This window comes from Sphingobacterium spiritivorum (assembly GCF_016725325.1).
GTDB lineage: Bacteria > Bacteroidota > Bacteroidia > Sphingobacteriales > Sphingobacteriaceae > Sphingobacterium.
Map to the genome: position 1 here is coordinate 435,450 of NZ_CP068083.1, position 14,935 is coordinate 450,384.

Sequence of the window (14,935 nt, forward strand, 5' to 3'; positions counted from 1 at the left end):
GAACCCTTCCGTGACAAAGAATACTTATGATCCCCTGATAATACCCTGTATTTTAGCTATAAAATAACAGATAAGCACTTTTTAAATTAAAGAAAGTGTGTTGTGCAACAATTTTTCTCCTATAAATAGCCTTTTGCAAGTTCATTACTTTGATTAAACAAAAGCTATCCGATTTATTGGATACATAATATTTATATCAACGCACGATTATTTAAATGGATATTTTACAAAAAAGCATTAGATATAAATTAGAATTAAACACAAAAAACAAATCCTTAACAGGCAAAAATACAATTAATTACTGCTGTTATATTATCTTTGCCCCTAAGGCATATAATATGAAAATCATTTTTTTTGTAAACATATCCGGTCTTTTTACGTTGTTTAATAGAACTTTTGACGCTTAAATATAGATTTTTCAAATTTTGAATAAATTAGGACGCATTGCATTAAAGACAATCTTATGGATTGTCGGCTCTATTATAGCCTTACTTTTACTTATTGTTTTTCTGATCCGGCTCCCTTCCGTTCAAAACTTTGTAGTGGGCAAAGTGACGAATTACGTTGAAGGCAAAATCGGCACACCTGTTCGTATAGGATACATTAAGATAGGTTTCCCTAAGGATCTTGTCCTTGAAAATGTCTATTTAGCTGATCAGTCCAAAGATACACTAGTGTCTGCAGAAGAGCTCAAAGTAGATATTGACATGTTCAAGCTGCTCAAAAATACTGTCGAAATTCAGGAAATATCTTTAAAAGGAGCTACTGCAAAGATTAGCCGCAGTCTGCCTGACAGCGCGTTTAATTTTGACTATATCGTAAAAGCATTTTCTTCGGAAAAAGAAAGTAAAGCAACAGCGGATACTACATCTGCTATGGTATTTAATATTGAAAAGGTAAATTTTGATAAAATAAGGTTTATTTATAAAGATGATGTCATCGGTACAAGAGCCGAAATCAACCTCGGTCACTTCGACACCCGTATCAAGACCTTCGACCTGACTAAAAATATGACTTTTGATATGCCGGTTGTCAATATTGACGGACTGACAGCCATCGTAAATCAATGGTCACCAATGACCGACACCAATCGTCCCAAGGCCGAAGATTTCGGGATCACAGATCCTTCTGTGAAAGAAGCCTCTCTCCTACCCAATGTAGGCATCAAAACCGCCAATCTAAAGAATATTGATGTACGCTACAGTGATTCATCATCCGCAATGGATACCCGGTTTAATATCAATGACCTTGTAGCAAGCATACATGAAATTGATCTCAATAAGGAAATCGTCACCTTAGATAATATAAAACTGGATGGTTCGGATTCAAAGGTCTTGTTTGGAAAGATCAATAAAAAACCTGAAGTAAAAGCGACAAAAGATTCTACGGCTGCGACTTCCTCAAATAACTGGATAGTATCTGCAAATGAGATAGTCATCAACAAGACCAATTTTCTGTTTAAGGATGATAATCAAGCCCGTATGAAAGGTTTCGATTACGGTAATATCAAAATCCAGGGGCTATCCGGAGATCTCAAAGACCTGTTTTATTCTGCAGACTCTCTGTCCGGTTCCTTATCCATGCTAAAAGCTAAAGATCATTCCGGATTTGAGATTAAACAACTATCCGGTGATTTTGTGTATACCAATACCGGTGCGATAATCAAAAATCTGTATGCCGAAACACCCAATACGTTATTAAGAGATTATATTAAGGTCTCCTATCCCTCATTGGATATCATCAGCGCACAGCCAGAGAAACTGACATTGGAAGCAAATATCCGTAAGAGCCGTGTAGGCATGAAAGATATCCGCTATTTTGCTCCTTTTCTTGACACCATGCAGGTTATGAAACCGCTAATGACCAAAACCTTTTTTATAGACGGACGTGTCAAAGGCAGGATGAATGACTTACAGATACCAACACTGGAATTCAAAACACTCAACCGGACGCATATTATTGCCAGTGCACATATCACAGGATTACCTGATCCTGAAAAAATGAACATTGATCTGCGTCTGAAAAAATTAACGACAGGACGCCGTGATCTGGAACAACTGATTGCAAAGTCTATGCTCCCGGATAGTATACAATTGCCAAATTCGATCGGATTGACGGGTACATTTAAAGGAGGAATGAAAGGGTTTGATGCAGATCTGAAACTCAAAACAGAACTTGGAAATGCCTCATTCGACGGTAAACTTAATATGGCTGGACGTGACACCTCCTATGATGCCAGAGTGCGAATTGAAGATTTCAACCTCGGAAATCTGTTAAAAATGGATTCTACATTGGGCATAATTGCTTTTGATGCTGATGTAAAAGGACATGGTCTGAATCCTAAAACTATGCAGGCAGATGTAAAAGGGAAACTCCTGAGACTGGATGCTATGGGCTACCGTTATCAGAATATTGATCTGGATTTATTGGCCAACCAAGGAGATATAGGTGCCACGATCAGCAGTAGTGATCCTAATCTGGATCTCCATATGAATGCCAATGCGGATATGCGTGGAAAGTATCCAAAGGTAAACATGGAGATGATGATCGACAGTATCAATTTCAAAAATCTCAAACTGATGACAGACGACCTGCGTTATCACGGAAAGATCGTTGCTGATTTTGAAACCGCTGATCTTAACTTCTTAAATGGCCGTATAGACATTGTCAATTCGTCTATAGCATACAATAATGATCGTTTTGTGCTGGATAGTGTATCTATGATTGCAAAAGCAGATACCAGCCGAAATATGCTGACTCTGCAATCTGAATTCCTGAAAGCTCACCTGGTGGGTAAATATAAACTTACCGAACTGGGAAGTGCTATGCAGGATATTCTACGGGTATATTATCAGCCAAATGCCAATCCTACAAAGATACCACCATATTCACCTCAGAACTTTGAATTCAGTGCGCAGCTGAATAATTCCAGATTTATTCGTGACTTCTTCCCTGATCTGGAAGAGTTGAAACCTGTTACACTGGATGGTACGTTCGATAGCCAGTCCAAATCTATTCTGGCAAAACTGGTGGCACCAAAAGTCATTTACGGAGGCACAAAAATTGAAAATGTTTCCCTTGATATCAACACAGTGGACAGTACAATGTATTATTCTACGCTGATCAATAAAATTGCTATCAGTAATATTGAATTGATTAATACTGTATTGAGTGGAAAAGTAATAAAGAATAACCTCGACTTTGGTCTCTGGATAAAAGATAAACAGGAGAAAGAGCAATACTACCTTGGAGCTCAAATGAAAGTCAATGACGATAATTATATCCTGAGTTTGCTCGAAAATGGCCTGATGCTTAACTACGAAACGTGGAACATCAATCAGAATAACAGTCTTTCTTTTGGTAAAGCAGGTATCCGTGCTCAGGATTTTATTCTTAGTAATAAAGGACAGGAACTGAAGATTGTTTCTCAGGATTCGTCACTGAATTCACCCATCAACTTAAGTTTCAACAATTTCAGAATTGAGACATTCTCCCAAATGCTGGAATCCGAAGCACTGAATCTTGGTGGAGGAATAAATGGAAGTGCTACCATATCCCGTTTGGAAAGCAAACCCGTTTTTGTTTCTGATCTGACCATAGATAAATTCTATTTCGGAAAAGATACAGTCGGAAATATTGCTATTAAAGTCAATAATGAAAAAGAGAACACCTATGCCGCAGATGTGAGTATTACAGAAAATGGTAATAATGTACACCTGCTTGGGGAATACATCAGTCCTCCGGACGGTAAATCTACATTTCAGGCAACATTAGATCTTAAACCGTTAAAAATGAAAACCGTTGAGGCTTTCAGTCTGGGCTATCTGCAAAATACAGAAGGAAATCTTGAAGGAACACTCAATATCAGTGGTACAACTGCTGATCCGAGTATAAAAGGAGATCTTGTATTTCAGGATGCACGGCTTAACATTACCATGCTTAATGCTGATTTTTATATGGACGATCAGACCATTTCATTCAATGATCAGGGTTTGGCATTTAAGGAATTTAATATTAAAGATAAGAGAGGAAATACAGCCAAAATCAACGGTTCTATCCTGACAAAAGATTATACAGACTTTGATTTTAATCTTAATCTGAATACGAATGATTTCACTGTTGTCAACTCTACCCGGGAGGACAATGATCTGTTTTATGGTAAACTATTTGTGACTTCTAACCTGCGGATCAGAGGAGACATGCACAAACCTGTAGTGGATGGTAATATCAAGGCAAATGATAAAACCGACTTCGTATTTATCGTACCAAATGATAATCCGGGCATGGTGCAGCGGGATGGTGTGGTCGTATTTGTAAATAAAAGTGATACTTCGGCAGCCAACGTATTTGCAAGGCTGGATTCCATGACCACTACATCACATTTATCAGGAATAGACCTTACCCTGAATCTGCAAACGGATAAAGAAGCCAAATTCAAGATTATCATGGACGAAGGCTCTAAAGATGCACTGAATATACAGGGAACGGCAGAACTGAATATGGGAATTGATGCCAGTGAAAAAATCACTATGTCCGGTACATTTACAGTAGAAAAAGGAGATTATTCCTTCAGCTTCGGCCCACTCAGCAAAGAATTTGGTTTTGAAAAAGGTAGCACTATCACGTGGAACGGAGACCCACTCGATGCGCAGCTGGCTATTACAGCTCTTTATACAAACAAATTTCCGACCCTTGAACTTGTTCAGAATCAAATTGGTACCGAAAGTGCCAACTTATACAAACAACGTATTCCATTCGCTGTAAAACTGTTGCTGACAGGAGAACTATTCAAACCAAATATCAACTTTGATATTGATCTGGACGAGAAAAATGCTATTGTTTCACAGGATGTGGTCAGTAAGGTCAATATTGCTTTGACTGCCCTTCGTGAAGATCAGTCTGAATTGAATAAACAAGTCTTTTCATTGATTATACTGGGTCGCTTCATGGCCTCTAATCCATTTGAAAGTCTGTCCGGAGGTGGCGGTGTAGAGGGTACTGCCCGTAACACCATGAGTTCCTTCCTGAGTGGACAGTTGAACGCTCTGGCTTCCGATCTGATAAAAGGTGTAGAACTTGATTTCGGTTTAGAATCTTCACAAGACTATCTGACCGGTTCCGGCAATACGCGTACGGATCTTAATATCGGTGTATCCAAAATGCTGTTTGATGATCGTCTCAAAATTACAATCGGCTCTAACTTTGAGGTTGAAGGTAATTCCAGACCGGGAGAGCAAGCCAACAATATTGCCGGTGACATCTCTTTAGATTATCAGCTTTCGCAGGATGGAAGGTATTTTGCACGTGTATACCGCAAAAACCAGTATCAGGCAACATTACAGGGACAATTTGTTGAAACGGGAATTGGTTTCATCATCAATATGGACTACAATAAGTTCCGCGAAATATTCATGAATACCAAGCAATTGCAAAATTATTACGATACGGAAAGCAAAGGGTTCAGAAGAAGATTTGATGTAGAGCGTATGGATAAAGATTCCGTATACCGCGATAGCGTAAGGGCCGTGATACGCGATAGTCTGATGCAGAACAGCCCGGAATACCGTAAGCGTCAGGAGAAAAAATTGCAGGAACAGGAGAAACTTAAAAAAGATTCACTGGAAAAATCCGGCAAAAATGACACAAGCCACAAAAACATTGATACTATAAAATCAGCTATTCGTAATGAAGAAGAGGAAAGGAGACAAAATGCAAAAGGGTAAACTGCAGGCGCTGGGATTTATGGCCGTCCTCATCATGCTCTCTTCAGCATGTAGCACGAAAAAGCATTTGCCGGAAGGGGAATCATTATACGATAAAGGTGAAGTAGTCATTAATTCGGATACGATCCCTGTTGACAAAAAGAAGCTTTTATCAACGCATTTGGAGGGACTTCTAATGCCAAAACCGAATAAAAAACTATTAGGCTTACGCATTAAAAGCGGATTATATTATATGGGAGGCGGAGACTCTGTCACCAATAATATTGTACGCAAATGGATCAAAGGACTTGGTTCAAAACCTGTTTTTCTGAGTGATGTAAACCGGGAGTATAATGAAAATTTAGTGCGGAATAAACTGGAAAATATAGGTTTTTTTAATGCCGAAGTAACATCCGATACGACCATTAATAACAAAGAAGCAACAGTTACCTATACAGCGACCCCAAATCTGATCTACAGAATCAAATCTGTCAAATTTAATATCGACAGTACCTCACAGATTGGTAAAGATATTCTGGAATCAAAAGACAGATCGCTTTTAGTGGTTGGACAGAATTACAGTCTCGATGTTATTCTCAATGAGCGTGACCGTATAGATAATGAACTCAAAAATAAAGGTTATTACTATTTCAATCCCGAAAATTTACTTGTTGAGGTAGACAGCAGCATTGGAAATCACAAGGTAGATATGTATGTGGTATTGAAAAAAGAAACTCCTGAACAGGCTAAACATCCACAAAAAATAGGCAATATTTATATTTATCCCAATTACCAACTTTCTAACACAGGGTATCAGTTATCTACCCCGAGAAATGCAGAACTTTTCAGGGACAATTACTATATCATCGACAGAAAAAATACGTTCCGTAAACCAGTTATCGCGAATCACATTTTTTTTAAACGCGGAGACACTTACAACCGTCACAATCACAATCTGACGATCAACCATCTGGTCAATCTCAACAGTTTCAAGTTTGTGAAGAACAACTTTGTAGATTCTAAAGACTCTACAAATACACTTGATGTTTATTATTACCTGACGCCACTTCCGAAGAAATCACTTCGTCTGGAACTATTGGGAAAAATGGCATCTGTGTACAACGGTTCCGAACTGAATGTCACATGGAGTATGCGTAATGCCTTCAGAGGAGCTGAACAACTATCGCTCAATGTATTCGGAGGTTATGAAACGCAGACAGGAGGAAGTGTCAATCTGAATTCCAGTTATTACCGCTATGGAGCTGAACTGACTTATTCCTTGCCCCGTCTGCTGACACCATTTAAGTGGTCAGGAACACGTAAGTATATTCCTAAAACATATTTTAAAACAGGATTTGAATTTCTAAACAGAAAAGCAGCTTATCAGCTGAATTCCATTAAATTTGACTATGGATATGCCTGGAAAGAGACAGATGAAAAACAGCATGATCTGAGCGTACTGGAAGTAGTGTATGTACAACCTCGTAATGTATCTGACGATTACCGCGCACAAATGGATACTGTACCTTCCTTGAGACATATTATTGATCCGCAGTTTTCTTTCGGTCCCAACTACAATTACACCTATACCAATACCATGAATACAGCGTTACAAAATACGTTCTATTTTAAAGGAGGAGTAGATTTATCAGGTAATATCCTGGGATTGATTCAGGGAGCCAATTATGCCGAAGGCAAGCGTCACAAGATCTTCAATGCATATTATGCGCAGTATATTAAGCTGCAGGCGGATGCCAGACATTACTTTAAATTGTCTGAAACGTCGCAGATCGCATCGCGTATTGCTATCGGATACAGTTATTCCTACGGTAACTCCAACTCTCTGCCCTACCTCAAACAGTATTTCGTCGGTGGACCTAACAGTCTGAGAGCATTCAGAGCAAGAGCCATCGGTCCGGGTAGTTCCGCACCACAAAATGTGGGGCAAAACAACTTTTTTGCAGATCAGACGGGTGATCTAAAATTAGAATTGAACACAGAGTACAGAGCTAAATTAGCCAGTATTGTTCATTGGGCGGCTTTTATCGATGCTGGTAACGTGTGGTTACAAAATGCAGATCCCGACAAACCAGGAGGTAAATTTTCAAAAGACTTTATAAGTGAACTGGCAGTAGGTGCCGGTGCAGGTCTGCGCTTTGACTTTACCTTCCTGATCTTACGTACGGATTTTGCTATTCCGTTGCGTGTACCTTATTTGCCAAAAGGTGACAGATGGGTATTCAAGGATATAGATTTCGGAAGTAAAACCTGGAGAAGTAACAATCTGGTATTCAATCTGGCTATCGGATATCCGTTTTAAGACAGAATTTTCGGATCTGTTTTTCCGGATTTTATTTTTTTTTAATCTACAGGAGTTCGTTATTTATTCAGTATATTTACCATATACCGAATAAGTGTAAAACAAGTTAAATTCAAGGTTTATGAAAGTTACAGTCGTAGGTGCAGGAGCTGTTGGTGCAACAACAGCAGACAATCTGGTCAGAAGAAGTGTAGCAGAAGAAATTATACTTCTGGATATTAAAGAAGGTTTTGCAGAAGGTAAAGCTCAGGACATTTCGCAGACTGCAGCTCTTCTGGGTTTTGATGCAAAAATTAAAGGTGTTACCAACGATTATGCGCAGACTGCAGGATCTACTGTAGCTGTTATTACTTCGGGTATACCACGTAAACCCGGAATGACCCGTGAAGAACTTATCGGCACCAATGCAAACATTGTAAAATCTGTTGTCGAAAATCTGGTAAAACATTCCCCGGACATTATCATTGTTATTGTATCCAATCCTATGGATACCATGACCTATCTTGCGCTTAAATCCAGCGGACTTCCTAAAAACCGTATTATCGGAATGGGCGGAACATTAGACTCAGCACGCTTCAAATACCAGTTAAGTGAGAAACTAAATGCTTCACCAGCTGACCTTAACGCTATAGTAATAGGAGGTCACGGTGACACAACCATGATCCCGCTGATCCAACATGCCACGTGGAACAGTATACCTGTATCTACATTTTTAACCAAAGAAGAACAGGACGATATCGTACAAAAAACAATGGTCGGTGGTGCTACCTTGACAGCTTTGATCGGCACATCAGCCTGGTATGCTCCCGGAGCAGCATCTGCTGCTGTAGTAGAAAGCATCGTCAGGGATCAAAATAAACTTTTTACAGCTTCCGTGTATCTTGAAGGAGAATTCGGACAGGAAGACATCAATCTTGGTGTACCTGTGATTATCAACAAAAATGGATGGGATCGTATTGTTCCTCTGGAACTTTCGGATGAAGAATCTAAAAAATTCAATGCAAGTGCCGAAGCCGTACGCAATATGAATAATGTGCTGAAAGAGATTAATGCGTTATAATTTTTCTTCAATTACCCATATAGCGCTCTTCTAAAGCATACATGATTAGTATTCCTTTCACGCTGCTGAATCTTCAGGGAGATGGTTACCACATTATCCTGGAAGTCGAAATATTTGACAGATCCTTTAATATGGTTTTGGACACAGGTGCTTCCAAAACCGTATTGGACAAGACTACAGTTATCTCCTCCGGTCTGGCCGAACAGGACCTGCAAAGTACAGATATTCTATCTACAGGATTAGGAACTAATTCCATGGAAAGCTTTATCCTCCATCTGCCGAAATTAAGAATCAATGAATGGGAAACTAAAAAGATCGATGTAGCCGTATTAGATTTAAGTTCAATCAATTATGCTTACGAACAGATGGGTATTGAACCTGTAATCGGTGTATTAGGAGGTGATATTTTAACCCGCTACGGCGCTGTGATAGACTATAACAAACATACTGTCAGACTCAGGAATCGCCCCGTTCGTAAAAGCTGAATTTAAACAACCGCCTGTGAATATGTAAGCGGAGGTAAGTATAGTAAGCTACTGAAATAAGTACACCGGCTCCTCCCATTATATACAAGGTATTTCTCAGTCCGCAATATTCAGCAATAACACCCACCAGTAAACTCCCTAAAGGAAATATCCCCTGAAAGGCCATTACATAATAGCTTATAGCCCGTGCACGGTACGCCGGTATAGCATGCGTTTGTATATAGGTGTTAATACTGGAATTCTGAACCATCATCGCAAAGGAAATGACAGCGATATAGATTAAAGCAAAAGCCAGCATCTTGGATCCGGCAAGAAAGACCAGTCCTACTCCCATCGCCAGTGCTGAAAACAAGACACCATATCGAAGATTACTCCCCGACTTAAGCCTTGCCATATTAAAGGCGCCAAGCATTGCTCCGAGCCCTGCAGCACTCTCAAACCATGAAAAGGTATCTGCGTTACCGGAAAACATATCTTTCGCTACGGCAGGCAATAAAGAAGTGAAAGGAATAACAAACATGCTGGAAAGTGCCAGCAGCACGATAAGAGAAGAAATGTGAGGAGAATGTCGCAGATAATTAAACCCTTCTACAAGTCCTCTCCAGGTACTCTCTTTGTGATTAAGCGATACAGACTCTTTTACATTCATCAGCATCAACATAGCGATGACCGGAATAAAACTGATAAAATTAAGTCCGAAACACACCAATTCGCCATACTTACTCAGCAAAAAACCTCCTATTGCAGGCCCTACCATGCGGGCGGCATTGAATACAGATGAATTGAGCGCTATAGCATTAGGAAGATCTTTCTTATTGTCTACCAGCAATACCATTAATGATTGACGTCCCAGCACATCATACGCATTGATAACTCCTTGTACAAACCCCAGAACACTAAGCCAGAATACCGTCTCCCATTTCATATACACCAGCAAAGTCAGTAGGCCTGCCTGAATCATCAATCCGATCTGAGTCAGAAAAACAAGCCTGTATTTCTTGTGTTTATCTACAAAACTGCCTATAAAAGGAGAGAAGAACAGTGAAGGTGATAACGAAATAAAAGTGACCAGCCCCAGATAAAATACAGAATCGGTAAGGCGATAAACCAGCCAGCTAATGGCAACACGCTGCATCCATGTGCCCAGAAGAGAGATAGCCTGGCCTGTAACATGAAGTCTGAAATTGGGATATGATAAAGATCTAAAAAGTTGCATGCAAGTAATTTCAGGATAAAAGTACCACTTATCTTAGCAGAATAGTGGCATTAAGCGTACATTGTTACATTCTATACAGAATAGAAGCGCAAAAGTTTGAAAAATCTGTAATATTTAATTTATGCAGTGAGTATGCGGAGGAATAATTATCTTTACACAAAATTTATTTTTTCAAACAATTAACAATCAATTCAATACACATGAAATTTTTTATTGATACCGCTAACTTAGATCAGATTAAAGAGGCACAGGACTTAGGCGTATTAGACGGTGTAACCACAAACCCAAGTCTGATGGCTAAAGAAGGCATCAGTGGCGAGGAGAATGTAATCAATCATTACAAAGCTATCTGCGCCATTGTTGAAGGTGATGTAAGTGCTGAAGTAATTTCTACAGATTATGAAAATATGATCAAAGAAGGGGAAATACTGGCGGCGCTGGATGACAAGATTGTGGTGAAGGTACCTATGATCAAAGACGGTATCAAAGCGATCAAATATTTCAGTAAAAAAGGTATCAAAACCAACTGTACTTTGGTATTCTCAGCAGGTCAGGCTTTACTGGCTGCTAAAGCCGGAGCGACTTATGTATCTCCTTTTATCGGAAGATTAGATGACATTTCGACAGACGGATTAGCCTTGATCGAAGACATTCGTTTGATCTATGACAACTATGGTTATACAACACAAATCCTTGCTGCTTCAGTACGTCACAGCGCTCACATTTTGGGTTGTGCAAAGATAGGTGCAGATGTAATGACAGGCCCTTTATCAGCTATCGTTTCATTGTTGAAACACCCGTTGACAGATAGTGGTCTTGCACAGTTTCTGGCGGATCATGCTAAAGCTGCAGGTAAATAAAAAGTAAGACGAAAGTCATAAGAAAACCGAAAACAGGAGCGGGCTGTACCGTGAATGTTTTCGGTTTTTTTATACCTGAAAGTTTATGTAAATTTGCAATATGAAATCGATTGAAAATCCGGAAAATAAAACTGCTCAGGAAGCACATTTCACAAGCCTGTTACGTTCAAACAAATTGAAAGTGACACAGCCAAGATTACGTGTTCTGGAGATTGTATCTGCAAAGAATTCTGCGATATCCCAACCCGATTTAGAGAAGATTCTCGGCGCTGAAATAGACCGTGTAACGTTGTACAGGATACTGGCAAACTTTGAAGAAAAAGGAATTCTGCACAAGATCTTTGACCTCAACGGCACGGCTACATATGCCATATGCTCTACCCAATGTTCGGCACATGATCACCATGATCAGCACGTACATTTTATCTGTACAGTATGCAACAGTATCTTTTGTCTGGAAGAAATTTCACTACCCAAAATCAATCTTCCCAAAAATTTTAAGCTTCATTCGATAGCGGTAAATGCGGTAGGTCTTTGCGACAATTGCCAGTCTTCAGAAGAATAATATCCCTCCGGTTTATCTCCATCTCTTCTTTTTAATAAGATAGTTTTCAAAACTATTCATGCCTTATTCTATTCATTTTTTCAAGCTAAATATAATACTTTATAATATGCTAAATTGCATATTTAAATTTTATAATGTACTGTATTTAAAATAAATATAAAAGTTAAAATAAACAAAATATTTATTTAAATATTTTAGCATACATCCTCAAATCTGATGAATTTAAAACAAAATTGTGTTCATTTACTGTAAACGCACATTACGTTCTTTTAAATTTTAGCAAAATAAATCATATAAACCTGTAAATCAGAATAAAATATTCGCTAAAATAAATTCATTATACATATCAGAATATTTCCATAAAAACTTAGTCCTCCATACCCCATCTCCACAAAATTTTCCGTACATTCGAAGTACATAGAAATTCCTACTGTGAGTAAATTCTCACATGAAGAACAGCTCTCCATCTCACTTCCCTCCTCCCCCGTTCAGGAGGAAAAGATCCGGAGACTTAACTGTAAAATTTATTACATGAGAACAAGAAAAGAGAATCCTTATAAAGAAGTGTTAACACAGATGATCGTTGACATTTTTGAAAAATCCGGCAACAAACCTCTTAACTACAAACAGGTCGCAGCGAAACTTAATGTATCAGACTCGGACAGCAAAGCAGCGATAGCTGAAGTCCTCACCATAGACCCTAAGAACAGTCCGTTTATCGAAAGTGAAAGAGGCAAGTTCCAGCTTCGCCAGATCAAGGTATATGTCACCGGAAAAGTAGATATGACTGCCGATGGATCGGCCTATGTAATACCCGAGGACGAACTGGAAAATGATATCTTTATCGCACCCCGAAAATTGCGTCAGGCTCTGCATGGAGACATCGTCAAAGTGCACACATATGAGAAACGCAAAGGCCGTAAAAAGGAAGGTGAAGTCGTAGAGATTTTGCAAAGAGCAAAGACGGATTTCACCGGTATAATCAACCTTTCCAAAAGCTTTGCATTCTTCATTGCCGATGACCGAAAAATGCTTCACGACATTTTCATTCCGCTGGACAATCTCAACGGTGCGAAGGACGGCGAAAAGGTAGTGGTATCGATCACCGAATGGCCTAAGGGAAGTAAGAATCCGGTGGGTCGGGTAAAAGATGTATTAGGAAAAAAAGGAGAGAATAACACGGAGATGAATGCCATATTGGCAGACTACGGATTTCCACTTTCCTTCCCTCCGGAAGTCGAAAAAGAAGCCAATAGTTTCTCCGCTGTCATTGACAATACAGAGATCCAAAAGCGTCGTGATTTCCGAACGATTCCGACCTTTACAATCGACCCGGCAGATGCCAAAGATTTTGATGACGCAATCTCTTTTCAGCAATTACCGAATGGCAATTACGAGATTGGTGTACACATCGCAGATGTATCTCATTTTGTAAAACCGGACACCGCTCTTGACAAAGAAGCATTCGAGCGCGCAACATCCGTATACCTGGTAGACCGGGTAATACCAATGCTTCCTGAGCGACTTTCCAATGACCTCTGTTCACTCCGTCCAAACGAAGACAGGCTTTGCTTCTCCGCCGTCTTTGAGCTCGATGACAAGGCGAATATACATGACCAGTGGTTTGGAAGAACAGTCATCCATTCAGACCGCAGGTTCTCCTATGAAGAAGCACAGGAAGTCATCGAAAACAAAACAGGTGATTTTGCAACTGAAATACTCAAACTAAACGAACTCGCTTATATCCTTCGTGAGAAAAAATTTAAAAACGGGGCCATCAGCTTTGAAAGCGAAGAAGTCAAATTCACACTGGATGAAAACGGAAAACCTACAGGAGTATATACAAAAGTCAGAAAAGATGCACATAAGCTGATCGAAGACTTTATGCTACTGGCAAACCGCAAAGTAGCTGAATACATCGGCAAGCAGGGAAAAGGTAAAAACAAGCTGACATTTGTATACCGCTTCCACGACCTTCCGAATCCGGAAACCTTAACAACCTTTTCTCAGTTTGCATCGCGTTTCGGACATAAGCTGACTATACGATCAGATAAAGAAACAGCCAAATCACTGAATGCTCTAATGACCAAAATAGAAGGCAGCAAAGAACAAAACCTGCTGACTTCTCTGGCAGTGCGCTCTATGGCCAAAGCCGTATACACTACAAAAAACACTAGCCACTACGGTCTTGCTTTTGATTATTACACCCATTTTACATCCCCTATCCGCCGTTACCCCGATGTAATGGTTCACAGACTGCTGCAGTTTTATCTGGATGGAGGTCAAAAAGTAAATGCAGAACATTATGAGAAGATGAGTGAGCATTCTTCACAAATGGAAAAGAAAGCAGCTGAAGCGGAACGTGCATCGATTAAATACAAACAGGCAGAATTCCTGCAGGATCAGATCGGAACAGAATATACTGGTATTGTATCAGGTGTCACTGAATGGGGTATGTATGTAGAGATTGAATCTAATAAATGTGAAGGCATGGTACGGCTCCGTGATATTACAGATGATTTTTATGTACTTGACGAGAAGAATTACGCCATAATCGGTCAGCGCAAGAAAAAGAAATACCAACTGGGGGATGAGGTACAGATCAAGGTAAAAAAGGTTGATCTGGACAAAAGACAGATTGACTTCACCTTGCTTGGCTAAAATTCTGAATACGCATATCAGAAAAAGGCTTACTCCGAAAGCCTATAATATCCACTCTGATCTGCC

The 14,935-nt window shown here is 39.5% G+C and carries 8 protein-coding genes; 7 read left to right on the top strand and 1 reads right to left on the bottom strand.

Going from position 1 to position 14,935, the window contains the following annotated elements; all coding sequences use genetic code 11:
* Nucleotides 1–425: 425 nt before the first annotated feature.
* The 4 genes from I6J02_RS01620 (at nt 426) to I6J02_RS01635 (ending at nt 9,567) form a co-directional block, all read left to right on the top strand.
* The gene (locus tag I6J02_RS01620; RefSeq protein ID WP_201680110.1) at nt 426–5,723 is read left to right on the top strand and encodes a translocation/assembly module TamB; all 5,298 of its coding nucleotides are present in this window, start codon (nt 426–428) and stop codon (nt 5,721–5,723) included.
* A complete protein-coding gene (locus I6J02_RS01625) occupies nt 5,686–8,022 on the top strand; it encodes a BamA/TamA family outer membrane protein (RefSeq protein WP_201680111.1) in 2,337 nt (778 codons plus the stop codon). The genes I6J02_RS01620 and I6J02_RS01625 overlap by 38 nt, the downstream gene beginning before the upstream one ends.
* 121 nt (nt 8,023–8,143) lie before the next feature.
* A complete protein-coding gene (locus I6J02_RS01630) occupies nt 8,144–9,082 on the top strand; it encodes a malate dehydrogenase (RefSeq protein WP_201680112.1) in 939 nt (312 codons plus the stop codon).
* Nucleotides 9,083–9,123: 41 nt separating this feature from the next.
* On the top strand, nt 9,124–9,567 hold the full coding sequence (locus I6J02_RS01635; RefSeq protein WP_201680113.1) for a retropepsin-like aspartic protease: 444 nt from the start codon (nt 9,124–9,126) through the stop codon (nt 9,565–9,567).
* On the opposite strand, the gene I6J02_RS01640 is transcribed toward I6J02_RS01635, so the two are convergent.
* Entirely contained in the window at nt 9,539–10,783 is a 1,245-nt protein-coding gene (locus I6J02_RS01640) for an MFS transporter (RefSeq protein WP_201680114.1), read from the bottom strand. The genes I6J02_RS01635 and I6J02_RS01640 overlap by 29 nt on opposite strands.
* A 200-nt stretch (nt 10,784–10,983) precedes the next feature.
* On the opposite strand from I6J02_RS01640, the gene fsa reads away from it, so the two are divergent.
* From fsa to rnr, 3 genes are all read left to right on the top strand, one after another.
* Nucleotides 10,984–11,643, top strand: coding sequence for a fructose-6-phosphate aldolase (fsa, locus tag I6J02_RS01645; RefSeq protein WP_201680115.1), 660 nt, complete (start codon nt 10,984–10,986; stop codon nt 11,641–11,643).
* Nucleotides 11,644–11,743: 100 nt separating this feature from the next.
* A complete protein-coding gene (locus tag I6J02_RS01650; protein WP_201680116.1) occupies nt 11,744–12,208 on the top strand; it encodes a Fur family transcriptional regulator in 465 nt (154 codons plus the stop codon).
* A 531-nt stretch (nt 12,209–12,739) separates the two neighbouring features.
* Nucleotides 12,740–14,869, top strand: coding sequence for a ribonuclease R (gene rnr, locus I6J02_RS01655; RefSeq protein ID WP_201680117.1), 2,130 nt, complete (start codon nt 12,740–12,742; stop codon nt 14,867–14,869).
* Nucleotides 14,870–14,935: the final 66 nt, after the last annotated feature.